We start from the raw sequence: 18,574 nt of genomic DNA, 5'->3' as shown, positions 1-18,574 counted from the left end.
CGAAGCCCGGTCCAGGAGGGTTGCAGGCCCTTCGTTGGAATCGACTGGGAACAAGGAATCATTTCGGTCCGGACAAGCTCCTTTCCCCTCTAGTACCCTACAGATCCTTGCGCTGAAACCGAAGGATGCCGATCGCGAACGCGACGGCCGCATAGACGGCCGCATAGCCGAGGAAAGCCGGCGTCGGCGCCGAGCCGACGCCCAGCATGAGGAACAGGTCGTCGACCCTCAGTCCGATCAGCTCCTGGACGCCGGACAGATTGAACAGCCGGTCCAGCATCATCCGCTGCAGGCCGTCGGCCGGCATCGCCAGCGACAGCAGGCCGGAGATCGTGCTCAGCGAGTCGCCGATGCCGTCCCCCGCCCGCCCCGGCTGGAGGGACGCGAACTGCGAGGCGACCTTTTCGATCATGCCGCCCAGCCAGCCGCCGCCGTACAGCATCGTCATGAGCACGCCGTTGCCGATGCCGGACAGGAACGTCGAGCCGAGCATCGAGACCGTCACGAGCAGCGGCACGACGGAGGCGAACAGCAGGTAGGCGAAAAACAGCGAGCCGACGTCCCGAGGCACCCCTGCATGAATGGCCGCGATGCCGAGGATGGCCGCGAACAGCGCGAGCGCGTACAGCATGCCGAAGCTGACATAGCCGAGCCAGCGGCCGGCATACCATTTCCAGCGCGGCAGCGGCCGCGGCATGAGCGCCTGCAGCACGCCGAGCTCGGCCTCGCCCGAGATGACGGACGAGCTGCTGAAGATCGCCAGGAACGCGACGACGAACGTGCCGAAGAAAAAGCCGAGGCTGAGGATCATCATGCCGCGGGTGAACCGCTCGATGACGTACATCGGGTCGTTCTCGCTCAGGCCGAACTGGCCGATCTCGCCGCCGATCGTCGACGCGATGAACCAGTAGGCGATCAGGAAGACCGCCGTCATTATGCCGGTCAGCAGGACGACGCGCTTGCGGATGAGCTCCTTCCAGGTCATGCTCCAGATGATGCTCATGCCTTCTCCCCCCTATGGCTCTTGCCGGACAGCTCGGTGACGAACCACTCCTCCAGCTTGGTGCGCACCCGCGCGCTCTCGTACAGCGTCGCGCCCTGGCCGATCAGCAGGCTGTGCAGCCAGCCCGCCTGCTCCTCGTCCGCCAGCTCCGCCTCCAGCACGGCCGAGCCGTCCGCGGCCGCCTCGGCCTCGCGCACCGCGATCCCCGTCTCCGCGCGCAGCCAGTCGAGCAGCGGCGGCGCGTAGCCGCCGATCCGCAGCCGCCAGAGCGGCCGCTGCAGCAGCACGTCCTCGACGCGTCCCTGCTGCAGGATGCGGCCGTTGTTCAGCAGCGCGACCCGGTCGCAAAGCGCCTCGACGTCCTCCATCAGATGCGAGTTGAGGAAAATCGTCTTGCCCTGGCCCTTGAGCTCATGCAGCAGCTGCCGCACCTCGCTGCGCCCGATCGGGTCCATCGCCGAGGACGGCTCGTCCAGGAACAGGATGCGCGGATCGGCGACAAGCGCGCAGGCGAGGCCGAGCCGCTGCTGCATGCCTTTGGAGTAGCCTTTGACCCGGTCGCGCGAGCGCAGGCCGATGCCGACCCGCTCCAGCAGCTCCGGCACGCGCCGATTCGCCTCCTCGCGGCCGAGTCCGGCCAGCTTGGCGTGCAGCCGCACGACCTCGTCTCCGGTGAGCCACTCCTGGTAGCGGTACAGCTCCGGCAAGTAGCCGATGAGCCGCCTCGCCTCGACCGTGCCCGCCTCCTGTCCAAACAGCGAAGCCCGACCTTCCGTAGGGAAGATCAGGCCGACGAGCATCTTGACGCAGGTGCTCTTGCCCGCGCCGTTCGGGCCGAGGAAGCCAAAGGCTTCCCCTTCCCGCACCGTAATCGTGACGTCGCTGCAGCCGCGCCCGTTCGGGTACCGCTTGGTCAGCGACTCGGTCTGGATCGCGAAGGCATTCACGCTCCGACCAGCTCCTCAAGCTGCTTGGCGAACCAGGCTTGCGCTTGCTCGCGCGTCATCGGTCCTTCCTCGACGTTCTGATACATCGAGGCGACCGTCATGACGCCGTTCTTGACGAAGGTCGCTTCCTTATTCAAGTTGTTGTCGCCGTAATTGCGCTCCGTAACGAGCACCGGCACGCCGCCGATCTGCAGCCGCTCCGCCTTGCTGTTCTCGTCGGTGAACACCGGCAGCGGAAGCTCGCCGTTCGTCAGCAGCCTCGAGCTGGACAGGCTCTGCTTGAGCTGCTCCGGCATGAGCGGGAATTGCAGCACCGCTTCGACCGCATCCTCGAGGTCTACCCCCGCCTCGACGTCGACGACCGGCGCCTTCATCTGCTGTACGTTCAGGTTCATGCCGTCCGCTTCGAACGAGTAGTTGACCGATGGTCCGATCGCGAGCGTCAGCTTCTTGCCGTCCACGCTGGCCGGGAACAGCTTCGTCGCGCCGAGCTGCTTCATGGTCGCGTTGATCTCCTCCACGTCCAGCTTGATGCTCAGGTTCTGGCTGGCGCTCAAATAAATCTTGTCCTGCTTGCCGGCCAGCGACTCCGGCAGCAGCGCGAAGCCCGCCGCCTGCTCCGCCTCCGCGCGGCTCATCTCGCCTCTGCTGCTTCCCGTCTCGACCTTGAACTCGCCGTAGCGGTTGACCGCTTCTTCCGACACGCCTTCGCTGAAGACGCTGTTGAACAGCTGCTGCAGGTCCGCCTCGTTCACCTCGGTCACCTGCTCCATGCGGAACTGTCCGAGCAGCGCGGCCAGCGCCTTGTTGCCCATCGGCGTCGCCACCGCGGTCACGACGACGGCCGCCGCCGCCGCCCCGGCCATCCAGCGGCGCGCGCGGCCGCTCATGCGGCGCGCTCGCGGCGCCGTTTTTTCCGTTCCTGCGTCCATTCTCGTTTCCTCCATCCGTTCGTTCATCTTTCGTTCCTCCTCGAGTCGAGCCAGGCTTGCCGCCTGCTCCTTCTGCTCGGCGCGCAGCGCCTCTTCCCGCGCTTCCGCCTGCCGCTCCAGCTCCGTCCAGGCCGGCGATATCGGCTCCTGCTCCATCGCCTGCATGAGCCGTTCCCAGGCCCGGTCCGTGCGGGCGGACGCTTCCGGCCGGTCCGCTTCGCCGCGGATGCTTTCAGCCCCGGCTGGATTCGGCCGGAACGTCCGGCGATCCTGCTCCTTCATGCGCTCGTCCTCCCTTGTCGTCTGTGTGGTTAGTGAAGCTCCAGCCGGCTTCGATAGCCGGCTTCCGGCGAAGCCTCCAGCCGCCTGCGGTCTGTCTCCGCCTGCTCCGCGCAGCGCCGCAGCTTGTCGGTCGCCCTCGCCAGCATCGTGCCGACAAGCGGCGGGCGCAGGCTCAGCTCGGCGGCGATCTCCGCGTAGCTGTACCCCGAGTAGCGGAGCAGCAGCGCCTTGCGGTCGCGCTCCGGCAGGCCGTCCAGCCACTGCCGGACCTCCTCCTGATCGAGCCGGCGCATCAGCTCGGCCTCTCCCGAGGGCGAGGCGCCGACGCTCGCGGCCAGCTCCCGCTCCTGCTTTTCCGTGAGCCGGCGGTCGCGCGCCGCTTTGTCCATATGGTCATAGGCGAGTCGGGTGGCGACCCGATGCAGCCAGGCGCCGGGGGCGTCCAGGTTGTCGGGCGGCTGACGGTACAGCTTCAGGAACGTCTCCTGAGCCAGGTCCTCCGCCAGCGCCTCGTCGCGCAGCAGCGCGGCCAGCTTGCGAAGCACGCCCGGGTAATAGTCGTAGAAAATCTGCTTGTATCGCTTGGATTCCGGAATCCCCATCTCGATTGTCCGCTCCTCCCTTCCTTGCTGCAGCTATGAGTAAGACGGACGAAAACCGCTCCTTGTATCCGCCTGGCGCAAAAAAAGCCCGAATCCGCGGAATTTCCTGATATTACCTGACCGTCACGGCCTCTGGCATGCTTTCCTGCTTTTTGACAAGGCGTCGGAGCCGCCTCATAATGTACACTAGCCTGTAGAGCTTTCGCCCGGATCAGCCCGATCCGCCGGCGCCAACGCCATTTCACGTCGTTCAGTCCTACCCGAAAGGAAGTTGTCCTCGTGCGGCAAAATGTAGCGACCCGGCTGCTGACAAGCCGGCCTTTTCTGTTTTTCTCCGTCATCCTGCTGCTGAAGAGCATGCTGACGTGGTTCGTCATCTTCGACGACGGCCCGTCCTGGGCGATCCTCATCACCGAGCTGCCGTTCGCCTGGCTCATCTTCGGCCTGATCGAGATGCTCGCGAGCAAGCGCAAGCTGCTCTACTACGTCATCGCGGACGCCGCGCTGACCGGCATTCTGTTCTCCGTCTTCATGTACCATAAATACTACGGCGTCATCGCCACCTGGCACGCGCTGCAGCAGGTCAACCAGGTGACCGCCGTCAGCAACAGCGTGTTCTCGCTCATGGATCCGTACTACACGCTGATCTTCCTCGACATCGTCGTCCTCGCCTGGATGCTGATCCGCGGCCGCAAGGAGCTGTTCCAGCCGGAACGCGCGCCCGGCGCCGCGCGCAGCCGCCGCCGGATGGCGTTCGGCGCCGTCGTCGTCGCCTCCGTCGGGCTTTGCCTGTTCAATATTCTGCCCAATCGGGCAAGCATGAACGAGCATACGAAGGCCGAGGACATGGGCATCCTCAATTACGAGGCGTACGCCCTGCTCGACACCGGCAGCGAGGAAGAGCTGCTGGAGCCCGAGGAAGTGACGCAAGCCCGCATCGACGAGCTCAAGGGCTTGCAGCCCTCGTCTTCTCCGGCCTACTTCGGCGCCGCCAAGGGCAAAAACGTCGTCGTCGTGCAGCTGGAGTCGTTCCAGAACTTCCTGATCGGCCTGAAGCTCGACGGCCAGGAGGCGACGCCGAACCTGAACCGGCTGGCGCAGGAAAGCTTCTACTTCGACCGCTTCTACCAGATGGTCGGCCAAGGCAACACCTCCGACGCCGAGTTCGTCGTCAACACCTCGTTCTATATTCCGGAGAGCGGCGCCGCGACGATGGACTACGCCTACAAGGACGTGCCGAGCCTGCCCAAGCTGCTCAAGGCGCAGGGCTACGACAGCGCGACGTTCCATACGAACGTCGTCGACTTCTGGAACCGCCGCGAGCTGTACAAGGCGGTCGGCTTCGACCAGTTCTACGACAAGCCGTTTTTCGGCGAGCAAGACTCGGTCTACTTCGGCGCGGACGACGAGGTGCTGTACGCCAAGACGCTCGACAAGCTGAAGGAGATGGACGCGAGCGGCAAGCCGTTCTACGCCCAGCTCATCTCCATGACGGCCCATCACCCATTCACGCTGACGCCGGAAATGCCGGCAGGCCAGGAGCTCGTCCTGCCGGAGCGCTACGAGGATACGCTCGTCGGCGACTACATCCGCTCGCAGCATTATGCCGACTACGCCTTCGGCCGGTTCATCGAGGGCCTCAAGCAGTCGGGGCTGTGGGAGGACACGCTGCTGGTCGTCTACGGCGACCACCAGGGCTTGCCGATCTTCTCGCTTGACCGCAAGGACAAGGAGCTGATGGCGGAAATTTTCGGGCATGAGTACGGATACCCGGACATGATCAACATCCCGCTCATGATCGCCTCCCCCGGCGTGACCGAGCCGCGCCGCATCGAGACGCTCGGCGGGCAGGTCGACCTGCTGCCGACGATCGCGAATCTGGCCGGCGCTTCGCTGGACGGCCAGATCCACTTCGGGCAGGATCTGCTGAACGCGACCGCCAACCTGATCCCGCAGCGGTACTACCTGCCGTCAGGCTCCTTCCTCGGCTCCGGCTCGCTGTACATCCCCGGCGTCGGCTACGAGGACGGCACGCGCTACGCGCTCAAGTACGGCCAGCCCGCCGACGGCGCCAGCGAGGACGACTACGGCCGCGCGCTCGAGCTGCTGCGGCTGTCCGACAGCTACATGACCGCGCTGCCCGAGCATGGCGGAGCGGAATATCCCTCCGACTCCGACTCCGGCCAATGAGAAAAAGGAACGGGCCCCGCGCGATCAAGCGCCGGCTCGTTCCTCTTTTGCGTGCTCTTTAAGATGGGAAGATTTCCTCTATCCTCTGGTGGAAAACCGCCGCGCCCGGGTAATAGCGGGTACAAGACCGACTAGATGGAGGGAGAGAGGCGGCGGATGATGAACCGGTTGAAGGAATGGCTCGGCGGCACGGGAGGCGCGCCGGACGAGGCGGATCAGCGATATCGCCCGCTCGCGGCATCCGGACTGGAGCTGCGGGAAGGGCTGCCGGCCTACATGGCCGAGCTGGAGGCGAGGCTCGACGAGGCGATGCCCGAGGAATGGCTGAGGCAGGTGCGCGAGCGCATCCGCAGCAGCGATCCCGAGCTGAGCGAGATCAAGCATACATGGATGGAGCGGGAGCTGAAACGGCATTTTTTCCTCCTCGCGCTGCTCCGGAAGCCTCCGCTGTACAGCGCTGACCTCGAACGAATGTGGAGGGAGATGGAGGCGTTCTCCCGCGACTACGAGCAGTTCTGCGAACGCTATGCCGGGTACTACATCCAGCCGCAGCAAGCGGCTCCGCCGTCGCCTCCCGGAGCGGCCGCCCGCCAAGCGCGCGGCGCGTACGAGCTGCTGTACGGCTGTCTGTTCCACGTGCAGCCGGAATCCCAGCTGCTGATCGGGCCGTTCCATCGCCTCAAGCTGGACGCCGAGTCGCTGGAGGAGCTGCAGGCTTCCGCGTCGCCCTGCGCGGCGCTCGGACTGCTGGAAACCTCGCAGGACGAAAAAAAGGCCGCCATCGAGGCGCTGCGGCAGCGCCTGCGGGAGCGCTGCGCGCTCGCAAGGCGGTATCACGAGGCGGAGTCCGCCGAGGACCGCGAGCGCTGCCGCGACGAAAGCGACCCTTCCTGGGTGCTGCTGGCGTACAGCCTCGAGACGGAGCAGTCGCCGTACGATCCGCTGTCGCGGGCCGTCCGGCCCGAGCCGGCAGCGGAATTCGAGTCGGGCCGGACCGGCTCGTCCGTCCGGAGCGCGATCCAGCCGGGCTGAAAGGCTTGCGGGCAAAAGTCCCGCTTCGCCGCCAAGCCTGGCCCTCGGCGAAGGCGAAGGCGAAGCGCTAGCTTCCGAAGTCGCCTCCGAGCAGGCGCAGCAGCTGCGCAGGCCCGTCCGTCTGCTTCTGCCGCGGCTCCTCGAGCAGCGCGGGCAGGAAGTCCTCGGCCTCTTCCTCTTCCGCCTGCAGCGATTCCACCTCGCGGTGAAGCCGCTCCATCTTGAGGTCGAGCGCGGCGGCCGAGTCGGCCGCTTCCTTCAGCTCGCGCAGCAGATGGTCCGGGACGGCCTTGTTGTACTTGTAGTACAGCTTGTGCTCCAGGCTCGCCCAGAAGTCCATCGCGATCGTGCGGATCTGCACCTCGACGAGCACCTTCTCCTGGCGGTCCGACATGTACACCGGCACCTCGACGAGCACATGCAGGCTCTGGTAGCCGTTCGGCTTGGGCTCGGCGATATAGTCCTTGACCTGCACGATCTTGAGGTCCTGCTGCATGCGGAGCATGTCGCGGATGCGGTAGATGTCGGAAACGAACGAGCAGGTGATGCGCAGGCCGGCGATGTCCTGGATCGACTGCTTGATGGAGGACAGCGACAGCTCGCTGCCCTTGCGGTGCACCTTGTTGATGATGCTCTCGGGCGATTTCACGCGCGACTTCGTATGCTCGATCGGGTTATAGTCGTGGAGAAGCTGGAATTCCTCCTTGAGGATCTCGATCCTCGTCTCCATCTCGTCCAGGGCGAATTTATACATCATCATGAAGCGGGTGATCTCGTTCTTGAGCTTCTTGAGCTGCGCAAGCTGCGGAGAATTCATCGCATGGCTCCTTGTCCGGCCCGTCAGGCCGCTGTAATCTATACCTATCATCTCACAACCGACGGCTCGATTTCAAAAAACGGGCATTCTACACCATGACGAGGCCAGCCATCATCCCATCCCGGCTATCGAAGGAGGACCATTCGCGATGAACCTGAACCGCTACCGCATCGGCGCGGACGCCAAGCTGAAGCTGAAGGCGTTCGATCCCGCAGACACGAACGGCATCGAGGACAAGAAGCAGATCGAGGACGAGCAGCGCGAGCTGCTCGGACGGCTCGAGGAGCAGCAGGAGCGGCTTTTCGCCTCCCGCACCCACGGCGTGCTCATCGTTTTTCAGGGCATGGACTGCAGCGGCAAGGACGGCGTCATCAAAAAAGTATTCCGCGGCATCGACCCGGGAGGCTTCCGCGCCTACAGCTTCAAAAAGCCGACCGACGAGGAGGCGCAGCACGACTTCCTCTGGCGGACCCACCGCAGCGTGCCGGCGCGCGGCTGCATGACTGCCTTCAACCGCTCCTATTACGAGGAGGCGCTCATCACGCGCGTGCACGGCTCGATCGACGACAAGGAAGCCCGCCGCCGCCTGAAGGCGATCCGCCACTTCGAGGAGATGCTGGAGTCGCAGCAGATCCGCGTCCTCAAGTTCTTCCTCCACATCTCGCCCGAATTCCAGCTCGAAAAGCTCCGCGACCGCATGGAGAATCCGGAGAAATGGTGGAAGTTCGATCCGAACGACCTCGAGGAGCGCAAGCATTGGAAAGAGTATCAAAGCGCCTACGAAGACGCGATCCGCCGCACCGCGACGGACGCCTCTCCCTGGCATGTCGTGCCGTCCGACAACCGCTGGTTCCGCAACTACGTCGTCCTCCGCACGCTCGTGGAGGAGCTGGAAAAGCTCGAGCTGTCCTACCCGCAGCCGCACGAGGAGGTCGCGAGCCGCATGGACGAGCTGAGAGACGGAATCGATCCCGGGCCGGCATGAGCGCCCGGCCGATCCGCCCCGCTGCCGATTTTTGATCCAGCCGCCCTCCGGCGGCGTTATCCAGATTAGAGCCTGTCCGCCTGTCCAGGAGGCCCGCTCTTCCCCTATCCTCATCCTCATGTTCAAGGGAGAATCCGACATTCATGCTATCGTACCGCAACCGCTTCATGCTCCGTTCCGCCGCCGTACTGGCCTTGCTCGGCGCCGCCATCCACTTCGCGCACCGCTCGCTCGGCTGGTTCCCGTCCGGCATGGGCCACGCCATGCCCGGCCACGCCGCCGAGGGAGATCCGTTCTCGCTCAACGTCCTGCTCGTCCTTCCGTTCCTGCTGCTGCTCGCCGCCTTCTGGCTCGGACGCGAGCGGGGCGGCGCCCTCGAGCGGCTCGTTCCGCTGCTCGCGACGCTTTCGCTCACCTTTTCCAGCATCTCCATCATCGCCGGGTCGGGCGGCAGCGTCGAGTTCCACTTCTCGATCTTCATGGTGCTCGCCCTTGCCGCCTATTACGAAAGCATCCGCCTGATCGCCGTCATGACCGGCTTGTTCGCCGTCCAGCATCTGGGGGGCTATCTGCTTGCGCCGGAGCTCGTGTTCGGCATGAGCCGCTATCCGTTCTCGATGGTGCTCATCCATGCGCTGTTCCTGCTGCTGACGGCGTTGTTCACCTGCCTGCAGATCCGCAGCAAGGCCCGCGAGGTCGCCCGGCTGGAGACGGAGCGGCAGCAGAAGCAGGAGCAGCTTGAAGGGCTGCTGGGCCGCGTCCGCGCGCTGAGCGCGGATCTGGACGCCGCAGCCGGCTCCGTCGCCGAGCTGTCGCGCGAGAGCGCGGCCCAGAGCGCCGAGGTCGGCAGCGGGCTCGCGGAAGCCGTCCGCCTGCAGCAGCTGCAGCAGAGCGCTGTCGCGCAGGCGCAGTCCAGCTTGAACGACATCGCCGCCAAGGCTCGGCAGGCGGCCGAGGTTACCGGCGGCACGCAGGACAAGGCGCTTGCCGCCGATGCTGGCCTGGAGGAGCATCGCCTCGGCATGGAAAGCTTGCTGCGGCAGGTCGCCTCCGCAAGCGCGATCCTGCGCGAGACGGCCGCCTCCGCCTCCGCCATGGTGACCGCGTCCGAGACGGCCGAAGAAATGGTCGATGCGGTTCGCGAAATGGCCGAGCAGACGAGCCTGCTCGCGCTCAACGCCTCCATCGAGGCGGCACGCGCCGGAGATTCCGGGCGCGGCTTCGCCGTCGTCGCCGGCGAGGTGCGCAAGCTCGCCGCCCGCAGCAGCCGCACCGCAGAGCAGATGCGCGAGATCGTCAGCTCCATGCGGCAGGAGAACGAGCGCACCGCCGCTCGCGTCGAGGAAGGGCTGCACGCCTCCGAGGCCGCGTCCGGCCGGGCGGAGCAGTCGCTCGGACAGTTCCGCTCCTTGCAGCAGGAGCTGCTCGTCATGTCGGAGGGCATCCATGGACTGACCGCGACGATCCGCGAGATGGATGCCGGCTGCGAGGCCGCTTCCCGGCGCATGGCGGACATCGCCGCCGGAGCGGATCAGACCAGCCAGTCCGCGCAGCGGCTCTCGCAGCTGTCGGAGGCGCAGCGGACGGCCTCCGAGCAGACGGACGGCGAGGCCAGGCGCATCGCCGGCCTCGCCTCCGATCTGCTGGCCGGCTTCCAGGGCGGCGATGCGGCGGCCATCGCGGCGGAGGCCCGCCTGGCCCGACCGGGCAGAGACGACGCCCCCGGCTCGGATCTGCCTCGACCGGCCTGATCGGCGGATCGAGCCGACGCCCTTCGTTCCTGGCGGTTCGATCGCTCTACTCCCTGTGATGAAAGGAGCGGCTCCTCTATGGCGACCTCTCTCCCCATGCCCACTCCCGACTACAGCCTGACTCCGGACCAGCTCGCCGAGCTGTCCGACCGCAGCCTGCTCATCCGCTTCCTCGAGCCGGTGCTCGCCCCTCTGCGCGGCGCGTCCGATATTCGCAAGAAAGAAGCGTTCGATGCGCTGCCGCAGAAGCTTCGACCGCTGTTCCTGCTGCGCGTGCTCGACAGGCACGCTGCCGGATCCGCCTGGGAATACTATGTCTGGACAGGCATGCTGCTCCAAACGCCTGATACATGGGCGGGGCTGCTTGCAGCTTTTCGGGAGCTCGGCTCGCTGGAGCTGCTCGAGACGCTCGCCGATACGGCCGCCGTCCATCGCAAGCGGCTTGAAGGTAAATCGCCGGCTCCGCCTCCGGCCGCATCCGATTTCGAGCGCGAGCCGGGGCTTCGCGCGGAGATGGAGGCGCTCCATGCGGCTTACGAGCCGGCAGTGGCCGAGGCTTACCGCGCCGCCGCCGAGCGGGTGCGGTCCGCTCTTCGTCAAGCAGCCTATCCTCCGGGTGCCGGGACAGGCTCCGAATAGGATCGGGCCCGCATGGGCGGATCAAGCCTCTGGAAGAGTACGCGGACGAGATCGGAGCCTTGCCGGCATCCGATGCCGTACGCCCATCTGTACGAATTCCTGCTCTGACCTGCCACACGAACCAAGAGGTGATCGCATGTCACGACCGACCTTTCTGCTCGCCCCCGATTCGTTCAAAGAAAGCATGACGGCCAAGGAAGCCTGCATCGCGATGGAGGCCGGCCTGCGCAAGGCGTTCCCCGACGCCCGCTTCATCCACGTCCCGATGGCCGACGGCGGAGAAGGCACCGTCCAGTCGCTCGTCGACGCGAGCGGCGGCAAGCTCGTCGCCGAGGAAGTGGCCGGCCCGCTCGGCGAGCGCGTCCTTGCCCGCTACGGCATCCTCGGAGACAGCGCCACCGCCGTCATCGAGACGGCGTCCGCCAGCGGCATCCAGCTCGTGCCCAAGGAGCAGCGCAACCCGCTCCTCGCCACCACCTACGGAACCGGCGAGCTCATCCGCGCCTGCCTGGACCGGGGCATTCGCAAAATCATCGTCGGCATCGGCGGCAGCGCGACGAACGACGGCGGGGCCGGCATGGCGGAGGCGCTCGGAGCCCGGTTCCTCGATGCGGACGGCGCCGAGCTGCCCCGAGGCGGCGGCAGCCTCGGGCGGCTGGCCCGGGTCGACGTGTCCGGGTTGGATCCGAGGCTGGCCGAGGCCGAGATGATCGTCGCCTGCGACGTCACGAATCCGCTTTGCGGCCCGACCGGAGCGTCGCATGTGTTCGGTCCGCAAAAAGGCGCGACGCCGGAAATGGCGCTGGCGCTGGACGCCGCCCTGTCCCGCTACGCGTCCGTCCTCGCGGAGCAGCTCGGCAAGCCGGTCCGCGATCTCCCCGGAGCCGGAGCGGCCGGCGGACTCGGAGCGGGATTGCTCGCGTTCACGCCGGCGACCTTGCAGCGGGGAATCGACATCGTCATCGACTGCGCCGGGCTGCGCGAGAAGCTGGCGGAGGCGGACTATTGCTTCACGGGCGAGGGCGGCATGGACTTCCAGACCCGGTTCGGCAAGACGCCGTTCGGCGTCGCGAAGGCGGCCAAGGAGGCGGGCAAGCCCGTCATCGCGCTGGCCGGATATGTCGGCGACGGCGCGGAGACGCTGTACGAAGAGGGCATCGACGCGATCTTCGGCATCGTGCCGGGAGCGTCCGAGCTGGAGCGGCTGCTCGCGGACGGGCCGAAAAACGTGGAGCGGACCTGCGAGAGCATCGGCAGGCTGCTCAAGCTCCAGCAGCCGCCGCGAGAAGCGCTGTAAGCCCGCCCTGCGCTCCCGGTAGCCGCCCTCCTGCCGGCCATGCTACGATAGGGAGAACACGACCATCCCGCCGAGAGGAAGCTGACCCCGTGAATGAACCCCTGCTGACCTACACCCTCGCCGATGCGCGTCCGGAGGACCTGCCGGCGATCGTGGACATCTACAATACGACGATCGCGGGCCGCATGGTGACCGCCGATCTGGAGCCGGTGACGCCCGCCCAGCGGCAAGCCTGGTACGACGAGCACTCGCCGGAATTTCGCCCGCTCTGGGTGCTGAAGGACGGCCAGGGCGCCGTCGTCGCCTGGCTGAGCTACCAGTCGTTCCACCCGCGCGCCGCCTACAACGGCACGGCCGAGATCAGCATCTACCTCTCCCCGGCGCTGCGCGGCCAAGGCCTCGGAGGCCGGCTGCTGCAGCGCGCGATCGACGCCTGCCCGGGCCTCGGCATCCACTCGCTCGTCGGCCTCGTCTTCGGCCACAACGAGCCGAGCCTGCGGCTGTTCGAGAAGCATGGCTTCGACGTCTGGGGCCGCCTGCCCCGCGTCGCCGTCCTCGACGGCGTCGAGCGCGATCTCGTGTATGTCGGGCGAAAGATCTCTGCAGCCTGACTTGCGCGATCGCGCAGAAACAAAAGAGCTGCCTCTGCGGTCCATCTCATGGACGGCAGAGGCAGCTCTTTTTTCAGCGTTCGGACAGCCGGGCATCCGTTCCTACGACAACGACCTTGCGTCCGGTCGAGGCGCCGCGCAGCAGCTCCTTGGCGGCGGCCGGCACCTCGGTCAGCTCGACCTCGGCGATCAGCTCCTCCAGCCGGCGAGGCTTCAGATCGCCGGCCATCCGCTTCCACAGCCGCTTGCGCAGCTCTCTCGGCGCCCATACGGAGTCGATGCCGTGCAGGCTCACGCCGCGCAGGATGAACGGATATACGCTCGTCGGCAGCTCGCCGCCGCCGGTCAAGCCGCAGGCCGTGACGGCTCCGCCGTACTTCATGCGGCTGAGCAGGCTGGCCAGCATTGTGCCGCCGACGCAGTCAACCGCTCCCGCCCAGCGCTGCTTGTCGAGCGGCCGCGCCTCCTGCGGCTGCAGCTCCTCGCGAGGCAGGATCCGCGCCGCGCCGAGCTCCCGCAGCCGCTCATGCGCCTCCTCCTTGCCGGAGACTGCCTCCACCTCGTAGCCGAGCCGGGCCAGCATCGAGACGGCGAGCGTGCCGACGCCGCCGCTCGCGCCGGTGACGACGACCGGTCCCGACGACGGAGAGACGCCGCTGTCCTGCAGCCGCTGCACCGACATCGCCGCGGTCAGGCCGGCCGTGCCGAGCGCCATCGCCTCTCGCTCGGTCAGGCCTTTTGGCAGCGGAACCGCCCAATCGCCGGGAACCCGCGCGAACTCGGAGTAGCCTCCGTGCTGGCTGACACCGAAGCCGTAGCCCGTCACAATCGCTTTGGTCCCCGGCTTGAGCCGCTTGTCCGAGCTCTTGACGATCTCGCCCGCCGCGTCGATGCCCGGGATATGCGGGTAGCGGCTGACGATGCGCCCGTCGGGCTCCATCGCCAGCGCATCCTTGTAGTTGATGCTGGAATAAGCGACCTTCAGCAGCAGGTCGCCCTCCGGCAGGCGCGCCTCCTCCACGGTCTGGACGGACGCCTCCGCTTGATCCTCCCGACGGTCCGCCACGAGCGCTCTGAAATGCATGGGGATTCCTCCTATCGGCAGCTTGTTGTAGAAGCGGCTTGCCGAGATCGCCAACCCGCCCTTGGATCCATTCCCTCTTATTCTATCGAATCTGCCCTGCGAAATCTAACGGCTGACCGATTGGCGCGGATCCCCCCGGCCGCACTCGCGCGAGAGCTTCTTTTTAAAAGGAGCCCGCGGGCCGGCTCCTTATTCCAGCTCCTCCGCCCAGCGGACCTGGTTGCGGCCGCTCCGCTTCGCGCGGTACAGCGCCCGGTCCGCCGCGGCGAGCAGCCGCTGGAAGTCCGCCCGATCGGCGGAGCTCGCGGTCGAGCCGCCGATGCTGACGGTCACCCGCGCCGGCCGGCTCTCCTCCTCGGCCTCCAGGCCGGCTCCTTCCATAACCGCCCGGCGGATCCGCTCGGCCAGCTCCTGCGCCTGATCCGCCCGGACTCCCGGCAGCGCGACCGCGAACTCCTCGCCGCCGATCCGGCCGAACAGCGCGCGCCGCTCGACGACCTGCTGCACGGAACGGACGAAGCCCTTGAGCGCTATGTCGCCGACTTGATGCCCATGCTCGTCGTTGATCCGCTTGAAGTGGTCCAGATCGAGCACGATCAGGCTGAACCCCTCCCCGTCCTCGAGGCTGAGCGACAAATGGCGCTGCGCCCGCTCCATGAAGCCGACTTGATTGTAGATGCCGGTCAGCCCGTCGGTCGATGCGCGGCGGCGTAAGTCCTGCTCCAGCCGCTTCGTCTCGGTAATGTCCGCGATGACGGACAGGCTGCCGAAGTAGACGCCCCGTTCCGACTCCAGCGGCGTCACCGTGATGCTGAGCCATACCTGCTGCTCGCTGCTCCCATCCGGGAAGGAGAGCTCGATCTCCAGCTCGCTGCGGCGCTCATGCGCCTGCAGCCACGACTCCGCTCCCGGCAGCAGCAGCGACAGCGGCAGCGCCGTCCAGTTGCTCCCCTCCTGCGCTCCGGCCTTGACCAGCAGCCGATAGGCGGAAGGATTGTAGTCCATCAGCCGATGGTCGGCATCGAGCACGACGACGCCCTCTTTCATGCTCTCGATCAGCTTGTCGCGGGCGAACGGCACGATATGCAGCAGCTGATAGCGGTAAAGGCCGTAGAAGATCATGATGCAGGCGGGAAGAAGCGAGGACAGGATCGAGCCGGCCGGAGTGGCGGACAGCTCGGGGTAGATCAGATTCGCGCTGATGCCGAGCACCGGCAGCAGCGCGCCTACGGCCATCAGCCCAAGCTGCCTGCGGCGCCGGCCGGCAGCGTCCCAAGCCGCTCGGAGCAGCAGCGACGCCCCGACCAGCTGGACGAGCTGCGTGTAGCCGATGAACAGCGTGCCCAGCGTCGTGCGGTGCGCGACGGTCAGGCCCGATGCGCTCACATGGACCTCCTGCCGCATCAGATGATGGGCGGTGTCCGTGAAGAACAGGATGAGCGCCGTGAGCGAGACGACCGACAGGGCGATGATGAGGCCCGGACGGATCCAGCGCTCGAGCTCGGCATGGACCATCGAGAGGAACAGGCTGGCAATCGGGAACAGGAAGATCGAGATTTGCGTCGCATTCCGCCAGAACAGCTTGGCTTCGAATTCCGGCATGGAATACTGCATGAGCACGGTGAAGCTGAAAAAGGCCGACAGCACCGCCATCCATATATAAAAGATCGTCCCCGGCACCTGCCGGAAACGGAATAGAATCAGCGACAAGGCAATCGGCACGCAAGCCGCCACAAGGCAGGAAGCGGTCATCAGCATAAGCAGTCCTCCACCAGTACGATTGATCCCCGGCCTTTCTCGGCCGCCGGGAAGCGGACGGATTCCGGGATATCTATTTCTTCGGTAAATTAGGCAACGAGAGTTAATTCCGGCCGCGGATCGGCATGCGTCGATCAAGTGAACAAAGCGGCATCATGTTAGAATGACTCCTGCAAGCGGATTCATAGGCAACGCAATGCGGCATTTCGGCCGACCTTCAAGGAGGAGGAACAGAACCATGAATCAAGATCCGATCCGCATCGGGGTCATCGGACTCGGCAATATGGGCTCCGCGCATGCCGGCTATTTGGCGCGGGGCGAAGTAGAGGGAGCGGTGCTGACGGCAGTCGCCGATCCCGTCGCGGCGCGGCGCGACTGGGCCCAGGAGCAGCTCGGGAACGAGGTGCGGACATACGGCAGCACGCAGGAGCTGATCGCCTCGGGCGAAGTCGACGCCGTGCTGATCGCGACGCCTCATTACGCGCATCCGGAAGAGGCCAAGGCGGCATTCCGCGCCGGACTGCATGTTCTGGTCGAAAAGCCGGCCGGCGTCTACACGAAGCAGGTGCGGGAAATGAACGAGGCCGCAGCGGCGAGCGGGCGCGTCTTCTCCCTCATGTACAACCAGCGCATGAATCCGCTCTACCGCAAGATGCGGGAGCTGATCGCGGACGGCGAGCTCGGCGAGCTGCGCCGGATCAACTGGATCATCACCGACTGGTACCGGCCGCAGAGCTATTACGACAGCGGCGGCTGGCGGGCGACCTGGGCCGGAGAGGGCGGCGGCGTGCTGATGAACCAGTCGCCGCACAACCTCGACCTTTTCCAATGGATTACCGGGCTGATGCCGTCGCGCATCCGCGCCTTCTGCGGCTTCGGCAAGCATCGGGACATCGAGGTGGAGAACGACGTGACGGCCTACGCCGAGTATGCGAACGGCGCGACCGGCGTCTTCATCACCTCGACCTGCGACGCCCCCGGCACGAACCGGCTCGAGATCAGCGGGGAGCGGGGCAAGCTCGTCGCCGAGGACGGCAAGCTGACGTTCTGGAGGCTGCGCGTCCCCGAGCCGGAGTTCAACCGCGACTACAAGGGCGGCTTCGGCTCGCCGGAGACGTGGCGCATCGAGGTTCCGCTGCCCGGCGGAGATCCGCAGCATCACCGCGCCGTCACGCGGAACTGGGTGGACGGGATCCGTACCGGCGCTCCGCTCGCCGCTCCGGGCGAGGAGGGCATCCGCGGACTCGAGCTGTGCAACGCCATGCTGCTGTCGACGTGGACCGACGGCTGGGTGGAGCTGCCGCTCGACGAGGAGCGCTACCTCCAGGCGCTGCAGGAGCGGATCGACGCCTCCAGCAGCCGCAAGGATCCGGCCGCGGCCGGCGCCAGGCTCGACGTGCAGGGCACGCACTGAGCCCGGCCGGTCAGGGAAGCTAGACGCAGGACCGAGAAAAAGGAGGAAGAACACCGATGAGCAAGGACGGCATGAACTACGCGCCGGAGGGCAAGCCGCGGCCGGTCGTGGAGCAAGGGGAGTTCCGCTTCGCGGCGGCGCATCTCGATCACGGCCATATCTACGGCATGTGCAACGGCTTGACCGAGGCGGGCGGCACGCTCGCCGCGGTCTACGATCCGCAGCCGGAACGCGCGGCCGCGCTGGCCGCGCGCTATCCCGGCGCCGTGGTGGCCGGCTCGCTGGAGGAGATTCTCCAGGATCCGGACATCCGGCTCGTCGCGGCGGCCGCGGTGCCAAGCGAGCGAGGCCCGCTCGGCGTGCGCGTCATGGAGCACGGCAAGGACTATTTCACGGACAAAACGCCGTTCACGGAGCTGGCGCAGCTGGAGCTGGCGCGCCAGACGGCTGCCCGCACCGGGCGCAAATACGCCGTCTACTTCAGCGAGCGGCTGCATGTGGAGAGCGCCGTCTTCGCCGGCAAGCTCGTCGAGGACGGCGCGATCGGGCGCGTCGTGCAGGTGATCGGCACCGGACCTCATCGGCTGAACGCTCCTTCCCGGCCGCGCTGGTTTTTCGAGCGGGAGCGCTACGGCGGCATCCTGTGCGACATCGGCAGCCATCAGATCGAGCAGTTCCTGCACTACGCCGGCTGCCGCGACGCGCAGGTGCTGAGCAGCAAGGTCGGCAACTTCGCGAACCCGGACCATCCCGAGCTCGAAGACTTCGGCGATGCGACGCTGCTCGGCGACAACGGCGCGAGCCAGTACTTCCGCGTCGACTGGCTGACGCCGGACGGACTGTCGACCTGGGGCGACGGCCGGACGATCCTGCTCGGCACGAAGGGCTACATCGAGCTGCGGAAGTACGTCGACATCGCCCGCGGCTCCGGCGGCGACCAGCTCTACCTCGTCGACGGCCAGGGCGAGCACCGGATGGAGCTTGGCGGCAAGGTCGGCTTCCCTTATTTCGGCCAGCTGATCCTCGACGTGCTGAACCGCACGGAGAACGCCATGACCCAGGAACATGCGTTCAAGGCGGCCGAGCTCTGCCTGCGCGCGCAAGCTCAGGCGATCCGGATCGACAGCGGAGCGGGCGTCCTGCAGGCGCAGGCCCAGGCGGCTTCCGCCTCGGCAGCCGCGCAGGAATCCCGATCCGACTCCCCGCAAGGAAAGGAGCTCCGTCCATGAG

General features: G+C 66.5%; 16 protein-coding genes. 9 read left to right on the top strand and 7 right to left on the bottom strand.

Features of this window, described 5'->3' with window-relative positions; all coding sequences use genetic code 11:
* Nucleotides 1–97: 97 nt before the first annotated feature.
* Genes GE073_RS02625 through GE073_RS02610 form a run of 4 tightly spaced genes read right to left on the bottom strand, consistent with a single transcriptional unit; the run spans nt 98 to nt 3,766 of the window.
* Nucleotides 98–1,003 (bottom strand): ABC transporter permease, encoded by a 906-nt coding sequence (locus tag GE073_RS02625; RefSeq protein WP_028597959.1) that lies wholly within the window; start codon nt 1,001–1,003, stop codon nt 98–100.
* Entirely contained in the window at nt 1,000–1,950 is a 951-nt protein-coding gene (locus tag GE073_RS02620; RefSeq protein ID WP_153782722.1) for an ABC transporter ATP-binding protein, read from the bottom strand. Before GE073_RS02620 ends, GE073_RS02625 begins: the two co-directional genes overlap by 4 nt.
* Complete coding sequence (locus GE073_RS02615; RefSeq protein ID WP_153782721.1) at nt 1,947–3,164, bottom strand: hypothetical protein; 1,218 nt, start codon at nt 3,162–3,164, stop codon at nt 1,947–1,949. Before GE073_RS02615 ends, GE073_RS02620 begins: the two co-directional genes overlap by 4 nt.
* A 29-nt stretch (nt 3,165–3,193) precedes the next feature.
* A complete protein-coding gene (locus tag GE073_RS02610; RefSeq protein ID WP_153782720.1) occupies nt 3,194–3,766 on the bottom strand; it encodes a sigma-70 family RNA polymerase sigma factor in 573 nt (190 codons plus the stop codon).
* A 279-nt stretch (nt 3,767–4,045) separates the two neighbouring features.
* Between GE073_RS02610 and GE073_RS02605 the strand changes: the two genes are divergently transcribed.
* Together GE073_RS02605 and GE073_RS02600 are read left to right on the top strand one after the other, a co-directional pair.
* On the top strand, nt 4,046–5,956 hold the full coding sequence (locus GE073_RS02605) for an LTA synthase family protein (protein ID WP_228551241.1): 1,911 nt from the start codon (nt 4,046–4,048) through the stop codon (nt 5,954–5,956).
* Nucleotides 5,957–6,112: 156 nt separating this feature from the next.
* Complete coding sequence (locus GE073_RS02600; RefSeq protein ID WP_153782719.1) at nt 6,113–6,988, top strand: glycine-rich domain-containing protein; 876 nt, start codon at nt 6,113–6,115, stop codon at nt 6,986–6,988.
* Nucleotides 6,989–7,055: 67 nt separating this feature from the next.
* Here GE073_RS02600 and GE073_RS02595 read toward each other — a convergent pair whose 3' ends face one another.
* Nucleotides 7,056–7,805, bottom strand: coding sequence for a GTP pyrophosphokinase (locus GE073_RS02595; protein ID WP_153782718.1), 750 nt, complete (start codon nt 7,803–7,805; stop codon nt 7,056–7,058).
* Between the two features lie 148 nt (nt 7,806–7,953).
* On the opposite strand from GE073_RS02595, the gene GE073_RS02590 reads away from it, so the two are divergent.
* From GE073_RS02590 to GE073_RS02570, 5 genes are all read left to right on the top strand, one after another.
* Complete coding sequence (locus GE073_RS02590; protein ID WP_153782717.1) at nt 7,954–8,790, top strand: PPK2 family polyphosphate kinase; 837 nt, start codon at nt 7,954–7,956, stop codon at nt 8,788–8,790.
* Between the two features lie 143 nt (nt 8,791–8,933).
* A complete protein-coding gene (locus GE073_RS02585) occupies nt 8,934–10,541 on the top strand; it encodes a methyl-accepting chemotaxis protein (RefSeq protein WP_153782716.1) in 1,608 nt (535 codons plus the stop codon).
* 78 nt (nt 10,542–10,619) lie between these two features.
* Nucleotides 10,620–11,180, top strand: coding sequence for a hypothetical protein (locus tag GE073_RS02580; RefSeq protein ID WP_153782715.1), 561 nt, complete (start codon nt 10,620–10,622; stop codon nt 11,178–11,180).
* A gap of 136 nt (nt 11,181–11,316) precedes the next feature.
* Nucleotides 11,317–12,477 carry a glycerate kinase family protein gene (locus tag GE073_RS02575; protein WP_101808458.1) on the top strand — a complete coding sequence of 387 codons (1,161 nt, stop codon included), beginning with the start codon at nt 11,317–11,319 and terminating at the stop codon, nt 12,475–12,477.
* Between the two features lie 89 nt (nt 12,478–12,566).
* A complete protein-coding gene (locus GE073_RS02570) occupies nt 12,567–13,088 on the top strand; it encodes a GNAT family N-acetyltransferase (protein ID WP_228551240.1) in 522 nt (173 codons plus the stop codon).
* A 73-nt stretch (nt 13,089–13,161) separates the two neighbouring features.
* Here the strand turns inward: GE073_RS02570 and GE073_RS02565 are convergent, their stop codons facing one another.
* A complete protein-coding gene (locus GE073_RS02565) occupies nt 13,162–14,172 on the bottom strand; it encodes an oxidoreductase (protein WP_153782714.1) in 1,011 nt (336 codons plus the stop codon).
* 189 nt (nt 14,173–14,361) lie between these two features.
* A complete protein-coding gene (locus GE073_RS02560; protein ID WP_101808457.1) occupies nt 14,362–15,930 on the bottom strand; it encodes a histidine kinase N-terminal 7TM domain-containing diguanylate cyclase in 1,569 nt (522 codons plus the stop codon).
* Nucleotides 15,931–16,168: 238 nt separating this feature from the next.
* On the opposite strand from GE073_RS02560, the gene GE073_RS02555 reads away from it, so the two are divergent.
* Together GE073_RS02555 and GE073_RS02550 are read left to right on the top strand one after the other, a co-directional pair.
* On the top strand, nt 16,169–17,344 hold the full coding sequence (locus GE073_RS02555) for a Gfo/Idh/MocA family protein (RefSeq protein ID WP_028597974.1): 1,176 nt from the start codon (nt 16,169–16,171) through the stop codon (nt 17,342–17,344).
* 56 nt (nt 17,345–17,400) lie between these two features.
* Entirely contained in the window at nt 17,401–18,573 is a 1,173-nt protein-coding gene (locus tag GE073_RS02550) for a Gfo/Idh/MocA family protein (RefSeq protein ID WP_084136775.1), read from the top strand.
* Nucleotide 18,574 lies beyond the last annotated feature (1 nt).

It is taken from the genome of Paenibacillus sp. B01 (assembly GCF_009649995.1).
Lineage (GTDB): Bacteria > Bacillota > Bacilli > Paenibacillales > Paenibacillaceae > Paenibacillus_O > Paenibacillus_O pasadenensis.
Note: the sequence above shows the minus strand (reverse complement) of the source record. Positions and strands in the feature narration are given on the sequence as shown.